Genomic DNA, 20607 nt, shown 5'->3' with positions numbered 1-20607 from the left:
TGAGGAAATTTTAACGTGATGTTAAATTTCTATCGATTTAAAGCCTTTATTATTTTTGAAATTTTTTCGGAGTCTGAAAACGCCTCAATACGTTCATCAAAAAAAGAAGCGCTATTCATTGGTATTTTAGGGGTTTCAATAACCAAATTTTTTGTTGAAGCTGAACAATGAATTTCATTAAAACCTGCTCCCTTAAACATGCTAGCATTTTCAGCGTTTATACCGCCCCCAGGAAGTATTATAATCTTGTTATTGGTGTTTTCTTTTAATTCTTCAAGTAATTCTATACCTTTTTCAGCAGTTGTTTCTTGACCCGAAGTTAACACCCTTTCTGCTCCTAAATCTAGAAGTTGCTTAATCGCTTCATACGGGTTTTCAATCCAATCGAAAGCACGATGAAATGTAAAAGGTAAAGGTTTTGCTAGATCAATCAATACTTTTGTTCTTTCAACATCAATCGTATTATTTTTATTTAAAACCCCAGAAACAATGCCATGGCATCCTAAAATTTTACATTGTTCTATATCATTTTTCATAATATCAAATTCATCATCAGAGAAAGTAAAATTTCCACTTCTTGGACGTATTAAAACAAATACCGGAATTTTAAGGGTATCTATCACTTTTTTTATCAATCCAAAACTAGGAGTTATTCCTCCGATGGCTAATTCTGAACATAACTCAATTCGGTGTGCACCAGCTTTTTCTGCACATTTAGCAGAGCGATACGAATTTGCGCAAATTTCTAGTAGCATTTTTAGTATATTAGAAGCCAAAATTAATCAAAAAAATCTAAGTTAACAGATATTCTAAACAATGTATAAATAAGACTTTCGCATTAATCATTGTTTAAAGTTTTTGTAGTAATGAATTCATGAATCTAAAGGTTTCATAGAAATAAAAAATAATATTTAAATGAAAAGAAGAAACTTTATTAAAAATACATCCTTAAGTACCGCAGGTATAATTTCTGCTTCATTATTAGCATCATGCGAAGACAAAAAAACAGTTACAAAACAAGAAAACGCAAAAACAATTAAACCTATATCTGTTTGTACATGGAATTTTGAAAATGCAAATTCTAAAGCATGGGAAGTATTGGCAAATGGAGGCAATGCTCTTGACGCTGTTGAGAAAGGTGCCATGGCAGAGGAAGCTGATATAAAAAACACTACTGTTGGTATAGGAGCAACACCAGATCGAGACGGAAATGTTACGTTAGATGCTTGTATTATGGATAAAGATGGAAATTGTGGTGCCGTAGTATATCTGCAAAACATTGCACATCCGGTTGCTGTTGCACGAAAAGTGATGGAAGAGACCCCACATATTATCTTAGCTGGCAAAGGGGCAGAGCAGTTTGCTTATGAACAAGGCTTTAAAAAAACTAATCTGTTAACCGAAGAAGCTAAAAACAGATGGCTGGAGTGGAAAAAAACATCTAAATATGAAACCATTATAAATATTGAAAACCATGATACTATTGGCATGTTAACTATGGACAAAAAAGGAGACATAGCTGGTGCTTGTACCACAAGTGGCATGGCTTACAAAGTTGGTGGACGTGTTGGCGATTCCCCTATAATTGGTGCAGGATTATATGTTGATAATGAGGTTGGTGGAGCTACAGCAACAGGTGTTGGTGAAGAAGTAATACGTACGGTTGGTAGTTTTTTAATTGTTGAATTAATGCGTCAAGGAAAGTCTCCACAAGAAGCCTGCGAAGAAGGTGTAAAACGTATTATGGCAAAAAATAAAGGACGAGAAGATTTTCAGATTGGCTTTTTGGCACTAAATAAAAAAGGCGAAACAGGGGGTTATTGTGTACACCCTGGATTTACTTATCGCAAAGCTACTAGTGCTGGACATACAAATGAACAGGTTGATTCTTTTTACAAAAAGAAAAACCATTAACCATTACAAATATTAATAATCAGTGAAATATGTATCGCTTTTAATTTTTCTCTATTATCTCTGTTCATCTTGTATTTCGCAAACCAAAACTTATTTAGTTAAGAAAACAGATGATTCTATTAGTATAACAGGACATGGGTCTGACAAAGCTTGGGAAAATGCCAATATTCTAACAGAATTTTTACACCCATGGGAACCAGAAGGCTTGCCTTCTACAACATTCCGTGCTTTATCGTCAAAAACTCATTTGTATTTTCTGTATCATGTAGAGGATAGTCAAATCATCACACCGCAAGGAAACCTCGGAGAGATGGATACCGTTAAATCTGATAGAGTAGAAATATTCTTTAAATCAGCAGATGAAAAAAAGCCATACTATTCACTAGAAATGGATGCTTTAGGCAGATGCCTTGATTCTGAAGGAATATTTAATAAAAAGATTGATATTGATTGGGATTGGCCAGAGAATAATTTCATATTGAAAGCTAGTCAAAATGAAGAAGGCTATATTGTGGAAGGGGCAATAAGTTTTGCATCACTGAAACAATTAGGTATTTATCATGACGATGGAATTTTAAATGCGGGATTATATAGAGGAGAATATTACCATAAAGATGATGGCAAAATTGCCATAAAATGGATTAGCTGGGTTGTTAGCAACCCTGACAAACCTAACTTTCATGTCCCTAATTCTTTCGGGGTTCTAAAATTAGAAAATTAAGAACCCTCCAGTAAATGATAAATATTTATAATACTTTACTTTGCTCTAATCTGCAAATACTAATTCGCCTTTGGCTTCTTTATCTTTAAATTGTTGAACTAGGTCTAACGCGTCTGGTATAACATCACTACATAATATAATAAGTGATCCCTTTACTGCGTTTTTTACAGCATAGGTAATGGCTTCTTTTTCAGATGGGATAATGGTTGTTTTCTTATTTGGATCTTTCGTTTTAATACCATCATTCAACATTTTAATAAGCTCCTCTTCTGTTTTTCCGCGTAAGCGTTTATCTTGACGAATAATAATTTCATCAAACATTTCAGCAGCAATACCCCCCATTTCGTTGTTATCTTCAATACGTCTATCTCCAATACCTGCAATAATTCCCACTTTTACTGTGGCATCTAATTCGTCTGTGAACTTTTTAAGCGCACGCATTCCCGCTGGATTATGAGCATAGTCTAAAAGAATAGTAAAGTCTTTAAATTCAAATAAATTTAATCGTCCTGGTGTTTGTGACGCCGAAGGAATAAAAGTTTCTAAAGCTGCTTTCATATCTTCAATACTAATACCTTGAACATGAGCAGCAAGTATGGCTCCAAGTACATTTTGAATCATAAATTTAGCTTTCCCCCCATAGGTTAACGGAATATTTTCAGCTTTCATGATACGCATTTTCCATTCGCCTCTACAAATGGTAACCCAACCGTTTTCGTATACTGCAGTAATCCCATTAAGACGCTGTAAAGCTTTGATTCGTGGATTATTCTCATCCATAGAAAATAAGGCAACATTACAATCCACATTACGTCTCATATCATATACTAAATCATCATCTGCATTTAAAATAGCATAACCATCGGGTAAGACTGTTTCTGGCACAACTGCTTTCACTTTTGCTAATTGTTCTATAGTATGTATTCCTTTTAAACCTAAATGATCAGCGGCTACATTGGTTACTACAGCAACATCACACTTTTTAAAACCAAGACCTGCTCTTAGCAAACCTCCTCTTGCACATTCTAAAACTGCAAAATTCACTGTTGGATCTTTAAGAACAAACTCTGTACTTGCAGGACCCGTGCAATCACCTGTCATCAATAATCGATTTTGTATATAAACCCCATCGCTGGTTGTATAACCAACGCGATAACCTTTCATTTTAGCTATATGTGCAATTAAACGAGTTGTAGTCGTTTTTCCATTAGTGCCTGACGTTGCAATAATTGGAATACGACCTGTATCTCCTTTTTGCGGGAATAACTTATCAATTACTGGTGATGCTACATTACGGGGCAAGCCTGTTGTTGGCGCTAAGTGCATTCTAAACCCTGGTCCAGCATTAACCTCTAGAACCGCTCCTCCTGTTTCAGATAGTGGTTTAGAAATATCTGTTGTCATAATATCAATTCCGCAAATATCTAGGTCAATAATTTTAGATATTCGCTCAGCCATAGAGACATTTGCTGGATGAATAATATCTGTAATATCTTCTGCCGTTCCTCCTGTACTTAAGTTTGCGGTATCTTTTAAAATAAATCTTTCTCCTTCTGGTATTACTGAATCTAAAGTATAACCAGCATCTTTAATAATAGTTTTCGTTAATTCGTTTACACTAATTTGAGTTAACACATTTTCATGACCATAACCTCTACGTGGGTCACTATTTACTTTATCAATAAGTTCTTGTATTGTAGATGTACCATCACCAATAACATGTGCAGGTGTTCGTATAGCTCCTGCAACTAACTTATTATTAATAACCAATAATCTGTAATCGTCTCCAACAATAAATTTTTCAACTATAATAGCCCCACTCTTTGAGCTCTCTTTTGCATGATGAAATGCTTGAAGCGCATCCTCATAGTTTTGAATGTCAACAGTTATACCTCGACCATGATTTCCATCAATTGGTTTTATAACTAACGGATAGCCTACATAACGACATGCTTCTTCTAGACTACGCTCACGACGAATAATATCGCCACGAGGCACCTCAACCTCAGCCTGTTCTAATAGGTATTTAGTATCTTCTTTATCACAAGCCAATTCTACACCTATGCTACTAGTTTCACTTGTAACTGTTGCTTGTATTCGTTTTTGATTTGCACCATATCCTAATTGACAAAGTGAATATTTATTTAATCGAATCCACGGAATACCCCTAGCTTCAGCTTCTTCAACAATTGAACCTGTACTAGGACCAAGACGATCTGCTTCACGAAGTTCGCGCATTTCTTGAATATCTTCAGTTAAATCGTAATCTTCTCCAGCAATTAAGGCTTCGCAAATTCGGACAGCAGATTTAGCAGCAAAACGACCAACAGATTCTTCCATATAAGAGAAAACTACACTATAAACACCTTCTTCTCCATAACCTCGTGTTCTTCCAAATCCAGTATCCATACCTGCTAGAGTTTGAATTTCTAATGCAATGTGCTCAATAATATGTCCCATCCAAGTACCTTCATCTACACGCATAAAAAAACCGCCTTCACAACCTTCAGAACAGCGATGAGAATACATAGAAGGAAACATTGTTTTTAATCGTTCTGGAAAACCATCAATTTTATTTGATGGCAACTCTTCCATCTCTTCAAGATCAAGAACCATTACTATTAACTTATGTCTTCTAACCGACCAATAATTTGGTCCTCTCATGGCATTTATTTCACGTATCTTCATATGGATTGAGTTTAGTTAATTTTTAATGAAAGATTATAAATATATACATTTTTCCCTTAAAAAATTAGTTTATTTTTGTCGATACAATAAAAAAGAGCTTAAATTTTATGAAGTTGATAAAAGGAACATTAATTCCTATTGGAGGAAATGAAGATAAAGGGTTAGATGAGAATGAAATGTACACTTTAGAGTTTATTGATGAAGGTATTTTATATCATGTTGTTAAAGAATCTGGTGGTGTTAATGCAAATATTGTGGTTATTCCAACAGCATCAAGTATTCCTGTTGAAGTTGGCGAAAACTATTTAAGTGCCTTTAAAAAATTAGGTTGCAAAAACATAGAAGTTTTAGATATTAGATCTAAAGAAGATTCTGAAACTGAGAACGCTATTGAGTTAGTAAAAAATGCAAATTGTATTATGTTTTCTGGTGGTGATCAATCTAAAATTACAGATAAAATAGGGGATACAACTATTCATAAAATAATGTTAGACCGTTATCAAAACGACACTGATTTTGTAATTGCAGGAACTAGTGCTGGTGCCATGGCTATGGCAAATCAAATGATAGCAGGAGGAAGCGCAACCGAAGCTTTTATAAAAGGCGCAGTTACTATGTACAATGGTTTAAGCTTAATTCCAGAATTGATAGTTGACACACACTTTATTAGAAGAGGTCGTTTTGGAAGACAAAGTGAAGCCGTTGCAAAATATCCTAATTTAATTGGGATTGGTCTTGCAGAAGATACTGGAATGATTATTAAAAACGGAAATGATTGTACCGTAATTGGGTCTGGAATGACTATAGTATTTGATGGAAGCAAACTAACTCATAATAACGAAAAAGTTTTAAAAGAAGGCACACCCATGACTATGGCTAACCTTACTGTTCACGTACTTTCAAATGGTGATAAATTTGATATTAAAAACAGAAAGGTTTCGGTATTGCCAATTGAAGCTCCTTTTATTTAATCTTTATAAATAGAAACTTCTTCTTTTCCATTTGATGATTTTGAAGCACGATACATGCCTTCAGTATTAAAAGGCATTGCAATATTCCCTTGTGTGTCCACAGCAATTAAACCACCATCACCATTTATTTCTAGAATTCTTTTGTTAATCACTTCGTTTGAAGCTTCTTTTAAAGACAAGCCTTTGTGTTCCATTAAGCAAGCCACATCGTAAGCCACAACACCTCTAATAAAAAACTCTCCACTTCCGGTACAGCTTATAGCACAGGTTTTATTGTTAGCATAATTTCCAGCACCAATCATAGGGCTATCCCCTACACGTCCCCATTTTTTATTAGTCATTCCTCCTGTAGATGTTGCCGCAGCGATATTACCATTTTTATCACAAGCTACTGCACCTACTGTTCCAAATTTAGAATCCTTTTTTATTGAATGATCTAGCTGAAAACTGTCAGAATCTTTTATTTCTAACCATTGATTATGTCTAAACTTATCATAAAAATAAGAAGCATCTTCAACTTTATAGTCTAACTGTTTTGCAAACTGCATTGCGCCTTCTCCTGCTAAAAAAACATGCTCGCTCTTTTCCATAACATCTCGTGCTAAACTTACAGGGTTTTTAATTCCAGTAATCAAACTTACTGCTCCAGCATTCAACGTTTTTCCATCCATAATACTAGCATCCATTTCATGGCTTTCGGTGGCCGTAAACACACTCCCTTTTCCAGCATTAAATAATGGCGAATCTTCAAGCGCAACAACAGCTACTTCAACAGCCTCAACAGCTGTTCCTCCATTTGCTAAAATAGTATACCCTTTATCTAAAGCTAATTTTAAATCTTCCTTATATTGAGTTTCTAACTCAGGAGTCATCATCCCTTTTACTAAAGTGCCTGCGCCACCATGAATGGCTATTGAAAATGTATTCATTCTAAAAAATTAAAGGCGAAAATTACAAATTGCATTTCACATAATGCTTATTTAACGCATAAGTTTTTGTAGTTTTATAATCTTCAAAAATAAATTCAATGTCTGATCAAAAACGTCTTTTCTTAGTTGATGCCTTTGCCTTAATTTTCAGAGGCTATTACGCTTTTATTAAAAACCCAAGAATAAACTCTAAAGGGGTCGACACCTCTGCTATCATGGGGTTTATGAATTCTCTTTTAGATGTTATTAAACGTGAACGTCCAGACCATCTAGCAGTTTGTTTCGATAAAGGCGGAAGTACTGATCGTGTTGAAATGTATGCTGAATATAAAGCCAATAGAGATGAAACACCCGAAGCTATAAAAATTGCCGTTCCTATTATTCAAGATATTTTAAAGGCTATGCATATTCCTATTATGGTAAAAGCAGGTTTTGAGGCTGATGATGTTATAGGAACGCTTTCTAAGCAAGCCGAAAAAGAAGGTTATAAAACGTTTATGGTAACACCCGATAAAGATTTTGCTCAATTAGTTTCCGAAAACATTTTTATGTATCGCCCAGTTTTTGGAGGCGGTTACGAAACTTGGGGTATTCCTGAAGTACAAAAGAAATTTGAGGTTGAAGATCCACTGCAAGTTATTGACTTTTTAGGGATGATGGGAGATTCTAGCGACAATATTCCTGGATTACCAGGTGTTGGCGAAAAAACAGCAAAAAAGTTTTTAGCTCAATATGGCAGTATGGAAAACTTACTTGCAAATACTCATGAACTTAAAGGTAAAATGAAGGAAAAAATTGAAGCTAATGGAGAGCTTGGTATTCTTTCAAAAAAACTAGCTACCATTATGCTAGATGTTCCTGTAACTTTTGACGCAAAAGATTTTGAACTCGACCACCCTGATATTGAAGCAGTAAAAAATATTTTTCAAGATTTAGAATTTAGGCGTTTAACTGATAATTTCTTAAAAACATTTTCCACCGAAACTGAAACAACTCCAACTTCTGCACCGCAAAAACAAGAAGCACAAAAAGTCACCCCTAAAGAACAAAAATCTGCTGGAGCTGGTCAATTTTCTTTATTTGGCGTAGATGATTCTGTTACAACTGAAACAACTTCAGAATACACAAGACAAACAGCTAAAACCTCATCTCATTTTTATCAAAGCGTTGCTCCTGGAATTGCTACTAAACTCTTCATTAAAAATTTAATGAATCAAACATCAGTGTGTTTTGATACTGAGACTACAGGCCTAAACCCAATAACAGCAGAATTAGTTGGTATTGCTTTTTCTTGGGAAATTGGTAAAGGATTTTACATGCCTTTTCCAGAAGATAAAAATGAAGCCCAAGAACTTATAGAGCAGCTACGCCCATTTTTTGAAAGTGAATCCATTCAAAAAATTGGCCAGAATTTAAAATACGATATCAAAGTTTTAGCAAAATACAACGTAACTGTAAAAGGCAAGTTATTTGATACTATGCTGGCGCATTATCTAATCAATCCAGATATGCGTCATAACATGGATGTATTAGCCGAAACCTATTTAAACTACACTCCTATTTCAATAACCGAACTCATTGGAAAAAAAGGAAAAAACCAACTTTCAATGCGAGAAGTTGATCTTGAAAAACAAACCGAATATGCCGTTGAAGATGCAGATATAACGCTTCAGTTAAAAGAACATTTTGAAAAAGAATTAGGAGAAGCTAATACTCAAAAGCTTTTTGATGAAATTGAAATTCCACTGTTGCGTGTTTTATCAACAATGGAGTTGGAAGGCATTAATTTAGATAAAGCATTTTTGAATTCACTATCTGAACAACTCAATACTGATATTGCTAATCTTGAAAAAAGTATTTATGATACTGCAGGAGAGGAATTCAATATAGCATCACCAAAACAATTAGGAATTATCCTTTTTGAAAAAATGAAGCTAGTTGATAAACCAAAAAAGACTAAAACTGGGCAATACTCAACCTCTGAAGATGTACTGAGTTACTTAGCAAAAGATCATAAGATTATTCGAAATATATTAGATTTTAGAGGTTTATCAAAGCTTAAGAGCACGTATGTAGACGCTTTACCAACTCAAGTTGAAGAAACAACAGGAAGAGTGCATACAGATTATATGCAAACCGTTGCTGCTACAGGTCGACTAAGTAGTAATAATCCTAATTTACAGAACATTCCAATTCGCACTGAACGAGGAAGACAAGTACGTAAAGCATTTATTCCAAGAAATGAAAATTACACCCTATTGGCTGCTGATTATTCTCAAATAGAATTACGTATTATTGCTGCTTTAAGTAAAGAAGAAACCATGATTGAAGCCTTTAAAAATGGTGAAGATATTCACGCATCAACAGCTTCAAAAGTTTTTGATGTGCCGTTAAACCAAGTAACTCGTGAGCAACGTAGTAACGCTAAAACTGTGAACTTCGGTATTATTTATGGTGTATCTGCTTTTGGATTAAGTAATCAAACTGATTTATCTCGAAGTGAATCTAAAGAATTGATTGATACTTATTATGCAACGTATCCTAAACTACGAAATTTTATAAGTGAGCAAGTTGATTTTGCTCGCGATAATGGTTATGTACAAACCGTTTTAGGTCGTCGTCGCTATTTAAAAGATATTAATTCTAGAAATGCTGTAGTTCGTGGCGCTGCAGAACGCAATGCAGTAAACGCACCAATTCAAGGTAGTGCTGCTGATATCATTAAAATAGCTATGATTAATATTCATGAAAAACTTATAGCAGGTAACTACAAAACTAAAATGCTTTTACAAGTGCATGATGAGTTGGTTTTTGATGTTTATAAACCAGAATTAGACACTATCAAAACCCTAGTAAAAAGCGAAATGGAAAATGCTTATAAATTAGACGTTCCATTAGATGTTGATTTAGATATTGGAGATAATTGGTTGGAGGCGCATTAATTTTTATATACTGTTAAAATTAGTAAGGACACCCCTTTGTTAACGACACTTTAAGAGTTAATAAAAGTTGTGCTATGAATTTAAGAGTCTTTTATATTATTTTATATTGCTCTGTATTTTCATTAACTAATGCGCAAACTTGTTGCTCTGGAGGTATTCCATTATCAAATAGTATTGGTTTAGAAACTACCGAAAAAGGCACACTTCAAATAGCTTTAAATTACGACTACAACAATTTAAATACTTTAAATTTTGAATCAGAAAAACTTAATGATAATGCCCGATTACGCATTACGCACTCTGCACTAATAAATATTGGTTATGCTGTAACCAATAATTTTTCTGTTGAAGGATTATTTTCTTGGGTAAATCAACGTAGAAAAATTTCGCAATTTGGCAATGTAGATTTAGATCAATCTTCAGGCATTGGTGATGCCGTTGTACTTTTTAAATATAACTTTAAAAATGTTTTAGGTAAAAATAGTGAATGGGGTTTAGGTTTAGGTTCAAAAATTCCTTTAGGATCTTCAACTGAAAAAGATGAAAATGGTATAGTTTTAAATGCCGATTTACAACCTGGAAGCAATGCTTGGGACATTGTTTATTTATCGTCCTTTTCAAAACGCTTTAACTTTAGACCAACATTTAATTTATCATCAAGAATTATTTATCGGAGTACAGGAACTAATAATTCTTATTTAGAAAATACCACTTATAAATTTGGTAACGAATTCCAAGCTTTTATAAATTTTTCAGACCAATTTGTCTTTCTAAAAACACTCACAAATCCCAGTATTTCATTTAAATATAGAAATGCAAAACAAGATAAAATTGGTGGTTTTAACTTAAACAATACAGGCGGAGATTGGGTTTTTATAATTCCAAATTTCTCAATTAATTTAACTTCAAATTTGGTCTTTTCAACTAAGGCAGAACTTCCTATTTACAGTAAAGTAGATGGCACTCAATTAACTCCAACTTACAGAATTACTACTGGTATTTTAATAACCTTAGCTAAAAAAGAAAACGTTATTAATTTAAATTAAACGCTATGAAAAAAAATATTATATACGCTTTAGTTATTATAATTACAATAGCTTGTAGTACAAGTCAGGAAGGAACAACTTTATCTGAAAACGGAAATAATGAAGCTGGTAATTGGTCAATCCCAATTGCAGAAGTTAAAGATGGTGGTCCAGGAAAAGATGGTATCCCATCAATAGATAATCCTAAATTTTTAAATATTAACCAAATAGATTTTTTAAGTGACGATGATTTAATTGTTGGAATAGTAAACGGCAATGTTGTTAGAGCTTATCCACATCCTATTTTAGATTGGCATGAAGTTTTAAATGATGAAGTAAACGGAGAGTTTGTAACTATAAATTATTGTCCATTAACAGGCACAGCTTTTGGGTGGAAAAGCAAAGTAAACGACACAAAAACAACATTTGGAGTTTCTGGCTTATTATACAATGCAAATTTAATTTTATATGATAGAAATACTGGTAGCAATTGGTCTCAAATGAAATTAGAATGTGTCAACGGGCAATTAATTGGAGATAGGCCAGAACTGGTTAACATTATAGAAACTAATTGGAAAACCTGGAAAGCCTTATATCCTAACTCAGAGGTTTTAAGTACAGATACTGGCTTTTCAAGAAATTACAATAACTACCCATATGGCCCTTATAGAACCAGTAATACGTATTTTATTTTTCAGCCAGCTATTTTTAATGATGCTCTACCAAACAAAGAACGCGTATATGCAATTATTGATAAAAATGAATCTAAAATATATCAATTTACAAGTTTTGAAAATGGTAATGTTATAAAAGATTCATTCAATAGTATTGAACATTTAGTTGTGGGCAATCAAAATCTTATAAAAGCATTTAAACTAAGTGGAGAATATGCTAACCTTACCTTCTCTTATGACTTTAATGACTCAGAATCTTTCTTTAAGGATAATGAAGGTAACAAATGGTCTGTTTTTGGTGAAGCTATTGAAGGACCCCGAACTGGCGAAAAATTAACAGCTGTAAAATCAGTAGTAAGTTATTGGTTTGCTATAGCTACATTTTATCCAGATCCAGAAATTTATAACCCATAGTTTTATTATTATTTTCACCTACTCATTATAATGTGAAATACGATTCATTTTTAATGATAAAATAATCTCACTTCACTATTTGGTAATCAAATATATAATCGTAAATTTGCAAACTCTTTTTGAGAGAGGAATGTTTAATTAGAAAAAATAATAAGTGTGGACACATTAAGCTACAAAACGATTTCAGCAAACAAAGCTACTGTAAATAAAGAGTGGGTTTTGGTTGATGCTGAAGGTCAGGCGCTTGGTCGTTTATCTTCTAAAGTTGCAAAACTTTTAAGAGGTAAACACAAGCCAAACTTCACACCTCATGTTGATTGCGGAGATAATGTAATTATTATCAATGCTGAAAAAATCACTTTATCTGGTAACAAATGGAACGACAAAACGTACATTCGTCACACTGGATACCCAGGAGGTCAAAGAAGTTTAACTGCTACTGAATTGTACGGGAAAGACCCTGCAAGAGTAGTAGAAAAATCAGTAAAAGGAATGCTCCCTAAAAACAAATTAGGTGCAGAATTATTCCGTAATCTAACAGTTGTTGTTGGTTCAGAACATGCACATGCTGCACAAAAACCAAAAACAATTAACTTAAACGAATTCAAATAATGGATGTAATTCACAAAATTGGCCGTAGAAAGACGGCTGTTGCTCGTGTGTATGTAGCCCCAGGAAAAGGGAACATCACGATTAATAAAAAAGACGTAACTGCTTACTTTACAACTGCAACATTACAGTACAAAGTAAAGCAACCTTTAGTTATGACTAACAATGATAGCAACTTTGATATTACAGTAAATGTATTTGGAGGAGGTATTACAGGTCAAGCTGAAGCTGTTCGTTTAGCAATCTCTCGTGCAATGTGCGAAGTTGATGCAGAGAACAGATTAACATTAAAACCAGAAGGTTTATTAACTAGAGATCCAAGAATGGTAGAGCGTAAAAAATTCGGTCAGAAGAAAGCGCGTAAAAAATTCCAATTCTCGAAACGTTAATTTATCCTCAACTGGGTTGGGGATTTATTTCTCAATCTTGTTGAAATTTAAACAAAAAATTAAACAGTTATTGTTGTCCTAGTCCAAAAATGACAGGATTTAGTTTAGCATCTAAATAGTTAAGGCGATTGAACCTATTTCAAGACCACTTAATTATTGCTAATTCAACAGAACGTAAACTATTACAAAATGGCAGTAGAAGTAAAAGAATTACTTGAAGCAGGTGTACACTTCGGACACCTTACACGTAAGTGGGATCCAAACATGGCACCTTACGTATATATGGAGCGTAACGGTATCCATATTATTAACCTTTACAAAACAGCGGCTAAAATTGACGAAGCTGGAGCAGCATTAGCAAAAATTGCAGCTTCAGGACGTAAAATTTTATTCGTTGCAACAAAAAAGCAAGCAAAAGATATTGTAGCTGAAAAAGCAGGAGAAATTAACATGCCTTACATTACTGAAAGATGGCCAGGTGGAATGTTAACTAACTTTGTAACTATTAGAAAAGCTGTTAAGAAAATGGCTTCTATTGATAGAATGAAGAAAGATGGTACTTTCATGACATTATCTAAAAAAGAGCGTTTACAAGTTGATCGTTTAAGAGCCAAGTTAGAAAAAAACTTAGGTTCAATTAGCGACATGACTCGTTTACCAGGTGCTTTATTTGTTGTAGATATTAAACGTGAGCATATCGCGATTAAAGAAGCTCAAAAATTAAACATTCCAATTTTTGCAATGGTAGATACAAACTCTGACCCACGTCAGGTTGATTATGTAATCCCAGCAAATGATGACGCTTCTAAATCGATTAATAAAATATTATCTCATGTAACATCTGCAATAGCTGGAGGTTTAGCTGAGCGTAAAGCTGAAAAAGAAGCAAAAGATGCTCCTAAAGCTGAAACACCAAAAGCTAAAGCCGCTCCTGCAAAAAAAGCTGAAGTTGCTGCTGAAGAAGAAGAATAAACAACATTAATACAACACATTTAAGTCGTTTGATTCTTTTCTTTATTGAAAACATATTGAACGACTTTTTTAAATTATCATAACTATGAGTACTACAGTAAAAATTACAGCCGCTGAAGTAAATAAATTAAGACAAGCTACTGGTGCAGGTATGATGGACTGCAAAAAAGCATTAGTTGAAGCTGAAGGAGATTTCGATAAAGCTATCGAAGTTTTACGTAAAAAAGGACAAAAAGTTGCCGCAAAAAGAGCAGACAGAGATTCATCTGAAGGTGCTGCTGTTTCTAAAATCAATGCAGACCAAACTGAAGGCGTTGCTATTGTATTAGGATGTGAAACTGATTTTGTTGGTAAAAACGAAAACTTTTTAGCATTAGCTAATCAACTAGCTGAGGTTGCTTTAAACTATAACACTAAAGAAGAGTTTTTAGCTGCTGATTTTGATGGAATGACTGTTGCAGAAAAATTAACTGAACAAACAGGTGTAATTGGTGAAAAGTTAGATGTTACAGCTTTTGAAAAATTACAAGCCCCTTTTGTTGGCTCTTATGTTCATATTAACAAAATTGCTGCCTTAGTAGGTTTAACTAGTAAAGTTGATAATGCTGATGTTTTAGTTAAAGACGTAGCTATGCAAGTCGCTTCTATGGGAGCTACTACATTATCTTATAAAGATTTTGACCCTGCTTTCATAGCATCAGAAACAGAAGCAAGAATTGCAGTTATAGAAAAAGATAATATTGAATTAGGGCGTTTGGGTAAAACACTTAAAAATGTACCTCAGTATATTTCTATGGCTCAATTAACTCCAGAAGTTTTAGCTCAAGCTGAAGAAAATGCTAAAGCGGAACTAAAAGCTGAAGGTAAGCCAGAACAAATCTGGGATAGAATTTTACCAGGTAAAATGGAACGCTTTATTTCTGATAATACTACTCTTGATCAAGAGCAATGCTTGTTAGATCAAAATTTCATCAAAGATGAAAAGAAAAATGTAGCTCAATATGTTTCTTCTTATGGAGAAGTTGAAATCTCAGGTTTCAAACGTGCTACTGTTGGATAAAATATAAAATTTTCGCTTTCTTGCGAAACCGTATTATATCAAACCACTATTCTAATTAGAATAGTGGTTTTTTTATTCTTAAAATCCTGATTTATATAAATTCAAAAAATAAAAATTTTATGTAGCTTTGCTAAACTTTTATTTTCACATCTGTGGAAACCTCATAAACATCTAATGAAATACAAAAGAATACTCCTTAAATTATCAGGTGAAGCCTTAATGGGCGATCGTCAATACGGTATTGATCCTGAACGTTTAGCAGAATATGCTCAAGACATAAAAGCCGTTACAGAAAAAGGTATTGAAGTCGCTATAGTAATTGGTGGCGGTAATATTTTTAGAGGTGTAGCTGGAGCTATGAATGGCATGGATAGAGTTCAAGGAGATCATATGGGTATGCTAGCTACCGTAATAAATGGCTTAGCACTACAAAATGCTTTGGAAGATGCAGGTGTAAAAACACGTTTACAAACTGCAATAAAAATTAATGAAGTTGCTGAACCTTTTATACGCAGAAAGGCCATGAGTCATCTTAAAAAAGGTAGAGTTGTTATTTTTGGTGGAGGCACTGGAAATCCTTATTTTACAACAGATTCGGCAGCTGTTTTAAGAGCTATTGAAGTTGAAGCTGATGTAATTTTAAAAGGAACACGTGTTGATGGTATTTATAATACAGACCCAGAAAAGGATACTTCTGCAATAAAGTTTGAACACATCACGTTTGATGATGTTTTAAGAAAAGGCTTAAAGGTTATGGATACCACCGCTTTTACTCTAAGTCAAGAAAACGAATTACCAATAATTGTTTTCGACATGAATACTAGAGGTAATTTAATGAAAGTTGTTTCGGGAGAAAAAATTGGAACAGAAGTGAACATTTAATTTTTGGCGTAATTTTTGAAATATTTATTGACATAAAAGTTTAAGACAATGAATGAAGACATACAATTTATATTAGACACAGCTAAAGAAGCCATGGATAATGCCATAAAGCATTTAGAAAAACAATTGGTAAACATTAGAGCTGGTAAAGCAAGTCCATCTATGCTTGGTAGTGTTATGGTAGATTATTATGGATCTCAAACTCCATTAAGCCAAGTGGCTAACGTAAACACACCAGACGGTAGAACCATAACTGTTCAGCCTTGGGAAAAAAGCATGCTACAAGAAATTGAGCGAGGTATAGCTTATGCTAATCTTGGTTTTAACCCTATGAATAATGGCGAAACTATTATTATAAATGTACCACCTTTAACAGAAGAACGTCGTCGTAATTTAGCAAAACAAGCGAAATCTGAAGCAGAATACGCAAAAATAAGTATTAGAACAGCACGAAAAGACGCTATGAACGATGTTAAAAAAAATGAAGATGTTTCAGAAGACCTTAAAAAGAACGCTGAAATAGATATACAACAAATGACAGATAGTTACGTTAAGAGAATAGATGATGTCTTTGAAAATAAAGAAAAAGAAATTATGACCGTATAATTTAAAAAGCGACTAAAACGTCGCTTTTTTTTATAAACCCTAGCTTTTTTATTGTCCATATGCTAAAACATTGTACAGCTTTATTGTTTTTCATTTTTACAATGTTAGCACACTCTCAATCTTTTTCTGAAAATGATATAGAGCCTAAACAAGATTCTATAAAAAAAAGCGCTTTTGTTAAACAACTTGGAAACGGTTTCTTGCCCACCAAATATTTCAATTTCGACTTACGCTATTTAATAAAATACAATCAATACGAAGCTATTAGAACTGGTATTGGAGGTATAACTAATGAGGCATTTTCAGAAAAATTTCGAATTAATGGCTATACCGTTTACGGTTTTAAAGATCATCGTTTTAAATACAGCATTGGTGCTGGATTTAGATTAGCAGAAAAAACAAATACATGGATAAATGCTTCGTATACAAACGATTTACAAGAAACAGGAAGTACGAAGTTTTTAACTGACAAACGTTTTTTTCAGTTTTTTGAGCCCCGTTTATTGAATATTGATTTGTTTCATAAACATATAACCAAATCCATTTCTTTACAACATCAGTTGGCACCTAAGCTATTAACCGAAACACAATTTGCTGTAAGCAATATAAACCCAACTTATAACTATCAATATGTATTTAATAATGATACGCTAAGCGAGTTTCATTTAAGCACAATAACCTTAGCATTGCAATGGAGCCCTTTTAGTCGTTTTGAATATAAAAAAAACAAATTAGTAGAAACCAAAGAAAGCTATCCAAAATTTACACTTCAGTATACAAATAGTTTTAAAGGTTTACTTAATAGCAATATTCATTTTTCCAAATTAGACTTTAGAACTATTCATAAAATACAGCATAAAAACGAAGCCCTTTCAGAAATCACATTAGTATCTGGAATTACTTCTGTAAACGCCCCTTTAACACATTTATACCACGCTTACCCAAACAATATTAGTAAAGAAACTATTATGCAACGCTTTTCTGTAGCTGGATTAAATAGTTTTGAAACCATGTTTTTTAATGAGTTCTTTTCGGATAAGTTTACCACCTTCCAACTTAAACATTATGTTGCTCCTTTTAAAATTTCTACGCGTTACCAACCACAATTAGTATTAATAACACGTTATGCTATTGGCAATATTAAAAACCCTGAAAGACACCAAAATGTAAGTTTTAATTCGTTAAAAGAAGGCTATACAGAATCGGGTTTCGAGCTTAATAAATTACTATTTGGCTTTGGTTTAAGCTTCACTTACAGATATGGTGCATATCATTTACCAGAAATTGCTGATAATGTTGCTCTAAAATTCACTTTTAACGTAACATTATAAGTCAATTAAAGCTAGTTATATATAGGTTTTTTCTACCTTTGCGCATCTTTAAAACATAGCATGTTTAAACTTTTTACAACAAATTTTTGGGATATAACTGCAAGGTTAATTTTGCGCAATAAAATTGCTATTCTTATTGCTATAGTTGTTGCTACCATTTTTTTTAGCTTTCAGTGGGAGAATATGCGATTTACTTATACCGAAGCTAATCTTTTGCCGGACGACCATGAGGTAAATATAAAGTATAATGATTTTTTAAAAACCTTTGGAGAGGAAGGCAATTTAATTATCCTTGGAGTTAAAGACTCTACTTTCTTCACAGTTGAAAAATTAAATGCTTGGAATAAACTTTCGGAAAACTTCAAACAATTTAAAGAAGTAGAAACTGTTGTTTCAATTAAAGATTTACAAAAACTTGTTAAAGATAACATTAATGAAAAATTTATTCTTGAACCTTTTATAAAAGATTCCGTTTCTTCTATAAAACAAATAGAAATACTTCAAGATGAGCTTTTTAACAAGTATCCGTTTTATGACAATTTCTTATTCAACAAAGAGAGTAAAACAATTAGAACAGCAATTTATTTAAAAAAAGATATTGTTAACACTTCAGCAAGAAAAGACTTTATTGTTAATATTTTAAATCCGATTGTAGAAGATTTCCAGGAAGCTAATAATATAGATGTTAGAGTTTCAGGCATGCCATATATTAGAACACTTAATGCGCAACTAATTGTTGACGAGATTGGCAAATTTATTCTAGCGGCATTGCTTGTAACTTCACTTATCTTCTTTTTCTTTTTTAGATCATTTAGGGCAACCTTTATTTCACTTATTGTAGTTTGTGTTGGTGTTATGTGGACACTTGGCTTTCTTGGTTTATTAAATTATGAAATTACTGTATTAACCGCATTAATTCCGCCTTTAATTATTGTTATAGGTATTCCTAATTGCATCTTCTTAATTAATAAATATCAACACGAAGTAAAATTACACGGCAACAAAGTAAAATCACTACAACGCGTTATTACAAAAATTGGTAATGCTACATTAATGACTAATGTTACCACAGCCTCTGGTTTTGCTACGTTTATTTTAACAGAAAGTAAGCTTTTAAAAGAATTTGGTATTGTAGCATCGCTAAGTATTCTTGCTATTTTTATTTTATGTTTACTTATAATACCTATTATCTACACGTTTTTACCCTACCCCAAGGATCGTCATTTAGAGCACTTAAACAAACGCTGGATTGGAGGGTTTGTCAATTGGATGGAATATATGGTAAAACAAAAACATATCGCCATTTATGCAACATCTGTGGTTTTACTTATAGCTAGTATTATTGGTATTTATCAAATTAAAATTTCTGGCAGTTTAATTGAAGATATGCCACAAGAGTCAGAGTTTGTAAACGACATTCGTTTTTTTGAAAATGAGTTTAATGGTATTATGCCCTTGGAAATAATGATTGACACCAAGCGCAAAAAAGGTGTTATGAAACTTGCTACGCTAAAGCGAATGAATGAATTGGAGGATTTGATTATTGAAACACCAGAATTATCAAAACCCATTTCGGTTGTTGGTCTTGTTAAGTATTCGAAACAAGCATATTATAACGGTAATCCTAAGCATTACCAATTACCAACTTCACAAGAAAACAGTTTTATTTTATCGTACGCAAAAAACTCCTCTTCGAATGTTGATTTGCTTAAAAACTTTGTAGATAGTACTGGTCAATACGCACGTATTACAACTTTTATGAAAGATATTGGTACAGATAAAATGGAACGCATAGAAGAAAACCTTCAAGCTAAAATAGACAAAGTTTTCCCAAAAGAAAGGTACAATGTAAGTATGACAGGTAAGGCATTGGTGTTTCAAAAAGGAACAAAATATTTAGTAAAAAACTTAGCAATATCATTATCATTAGCCATTTTTCTTATTTCATTATTTATGGCATATATGTTTAGATCGGGTAGAATGATTATTGTATCACTTATCCCAAATTTATTACCATTATTAGTTACCGCAGGTTTAATGGGGTATTTAGGTGTACCTATAAAACCTTCAACTATATTAGTATTTAGTATTGCTTTTGGTATATCGGTAGACGATACTATTCATTTTTTAGCAAAATACCGTCAAGAGTTACAGGCAAACCACTGGAAAATTAAAAAATCGGTTTATGCTGCATTACGCGAAACTGGTGTAAGCATGTTTTATACATCCATCGTTTTGTTCTTTGGATTCTCTGTTTTTACGATTTCTAGCTTTGGTGGCACTGTTGCTTTAGGTGCGTTGGTTTCAGCCACTTTGCTTTTCGCAATGCTTTCAAACCTTTTATTACTCCCGTCATTATTACTCTCTTTAGAGCGCAGTATTGCCAATAAAGAAGTTTTAAAAGAACCTTCAATAAATATTATTCCTGAAGGAGATGATGACGAAAACACTAATCAATAAAAGATAAAAATTTATATTTG

General features: G+C 33.1%; 17 protein-coding genes. 14 read left to right on the top strand and 3 right to left on the bottom strand.

Annotated features, from left to right (window positions below; all coding sequences use genetic code 11):
- Nucleotides 1–29: 29 nt before the first annotated feature.
- Complete coding sequence (locus tag M3P09_RS10070; protein ID WP_249973041.1) at nucleotides 30–755, bottom strand: copper homeostasis protein CutC; 726 nt, start codon at nucleotides 753–755, stop codon at nucleotides 30–32.
- Nucleotides 756–915: 160 nt separating this feature from the next.
- Here M3P09_RS10070 and M3P09_RS10065 point away from each other — a divergent pair, with 160 nt between their 5' ends.
- Together M3P09_RS10065 and M3P09_RS10060 are read left to right on the top strand one after the other, a co-directional pair.
- On the top strand, nucleotides 916–1914 hold the full coding sequence (locus tag M3P09_RS10065; protein ID WP_249973040.1) for an isoaspartyl peptidase/L-asparaginase family protein: 999 nt from the start codon (nucleotides 916–918) through the stop codon (nucleotides 1912–1914).
- Nucleotides 1915–1936: 22 nt separating this feature from the next.
- Nucleotides 1937–2635 (top strand): carbohydrate-binding family 9-like protein, encoded by a 699-nt coding sequence (locus tag M3P09_RS10060; RefSeq protein WP_099563302.1) that lies wholly within the window; start codon nucleotides 1937–1939, stop codon nucleotides 2633–2635.
- Between the two features lie 45 nt (nucleotides 2636–2680).
- Here M3P09_RS10060 and cphA read toward each other — a convergent pair whose 3' ends face one another.
- A complete protein-coding gene (gene cphA, locus M3P09_RS10055; protein ID WP_249973039.1) occupies nucleotides 2681–5323 on the bottom strand; it encodes a cyanophycin synthetase in 2643 nt (880 codons plus the stop codon).
- 107 nt (nucleotides 5324–5430) lie between these two features.
- On the opposite strand from cphA, the gene M3P09_RS10050 reads away from it, so the two are divergent.
- On the top strand, nucleotides 5431–6294 hold the full coding sequence (locus M3P09_RS10050) for a cyanophycinase (RefSeq protein ID WP_099563300.1): 864 nt from the start codon (nucleotides 5431–5433) through the stop codon (nucleotides 6292–6294).
- Here M3P09_RS10050 and M3P09_RS10045 read toward each other — a convergent pair.
- A complete protein-coding gene (locus M3P09_RS10045; protein ID WP_099563299.1) occupies nucleotides 6291–7223 on the bottom strand; it encodes an isoaspartyl peptidase/L-asparaginase family protein in 933 nt (310 codons plus the stop codon). The genes M3P09_RS10050 and M3P09_RS10045 overlap by 4 nt on opposite strands.
- A gap of 98 nt (nucleotides 7224–7321) precedes the next feature.
- On the opposite strand from M3P09_RS10045, the gene polA reads away from it, so the two are divergent.
- The 11 genes from polA (at nucleotide 7322) to M3P09_RS09990 (ending at nucleotide 20587) form a co-directional block, all read left to right on the top strand.
- On the top strand, nucleotides 7322–10165 hold the full coding sequence (gene polA / locus M3P09_RS10040) for a DNA polymerase I (protein ID WP_249973038.1): 2844 nt from the start codon (nucleotides 7322–7324) through the stop codon (nucleotides 10163–10165).
- Nucleotides 10166–10239: 74 nt separating this feature from the next.
- Entirely contained in the window at nucleotides 10240–11211 is a 972-nt protein-coding gene (locus M3P09_RS10035) for a transporter family protein (RefSeq protein ID WP_249973037.1), read from the top strand.
- A gap of 5 nt (nucleotides 11212–11216) precedes the next feature.
- Nucleotides 11217–12278 carry a DUF3179 domain-containing protein gene (locus tag M3P09_RS10030; protein WP_249973036.1) on the top strand — a complete coding sequence of 354 codons (1062 nt, stop codon included), beginning with the start codon at nucleotides 11217–11219 and terminating at the stop codon, nucleotides 12276–12278.
- A gap of 156 nt (nucleotides 12279–12434) precedes the next feature.
- A complete protein-coding gene (gene rplM, locus M3P09_RS10025) occupies nucleotides 12435–12890 on the top strand; it encodes a 50S ribosomal protein L13 (RefSeq protein WP_099563295.1) in 456 nt (151 codons plus the stop codon).
- A complete protein-coding gene (gene rpsI, locus M3P09_RS10020; RefSeq protein ID WP_099563294.1) occupies nucleotides 12890–13276 on the top strand; it encodes a 30S ribosomal protein S9 in 387 nt (128 codons plus the stop codon). The genes rplM and rpsI overlap by 1 nt, the downstream gene beginning before the upstream one ends.
- A gap of 189 nt (nucleotides 13277–13465) precedes the next feature.
- Entirely contained in the window at nucleotides 13466–14248 is a 783-nt protein-coding gene (gene rpsB / locus M3P09_RS10015) for a 30S ribosomal protein S2 (RefSeq protein WP_249973035.1), read from the top strand.
- Nucleotides 14249–14333: 85 nt separating this feature from the next.
- On the top strand, nucleotides 14334–15308 hold the full coding sequence (gene tsf, locus M3P09_RS10010; RefSeq protein WP_099563292.1) for a translation elongation factor Ts: 975 nt from the start codon (nucleotides 14334–14336) through the stop codon (nucleotides 15306–15308).
- A 174-nt stretch (nucleotides 15309–15482) separates the two neighbouring features.
- Entirely contained in the window at nucleotides 15483–16190 is a 708-nt protein-coding gene (gene pyrH, locus M3P09_RS10005) for a UMP kinase (RefSeq protein ID WP_099563291.1), read from the top strand.
- Nucleotides 16191–16238: 48 nt separating this feature from the next.
- Nucleotides 16239–16796: a ribosome recycling factor gene (frr, locus tag M3P09_RS10000; RefSeq protein WP_249973034.1), complete on the top strand. Its 558-nt coding sequence runs from the start codon at nucleotides 16239–16241 to the stop codon at nucleotides 16794–16796.
- A gap of 101 nt (nucleotides 16797–16897) precedes the next feature.
- On the top strand, nucleotides 16898–18127 hold the full coding sequence (locus M3P09_RS09995; RefSeq protein WP_249973033.1) for a hypothetical protein: 1230 nt from the start codon (nucleotides 16898–16900) through the stop codon (nucleotides 18125–18127).
- A gap of 60 nt (nucleotides 18128–18187) precedes the next feature.
- On the top strand, nucleotides 18188–20587 hold the full coding sequence (locus M3P09_RS09990; RefSeq protein ID WP_249973032.1) for an efflux RND transporter permease subunit: 2400 nt from the start codon (nucleotides 18188–18190) through the stop codon (nucleotides 20585–20587).
- Nucleotides 20588–20607: the final 20 nt, after the last annotated feature.

Source organism: Jejuia spongiicola (genome assembly GCF_023502325.1).
GTDB lineage: Bacteria > Bacteroidota > Bacteroidia > Flavobacteriales > Flavobacteriaceae > Wocania_A > Wocania_A spongiicola.
This window is presented reverse-complemented; position numbering and strand designations above follow the sequence as displayed.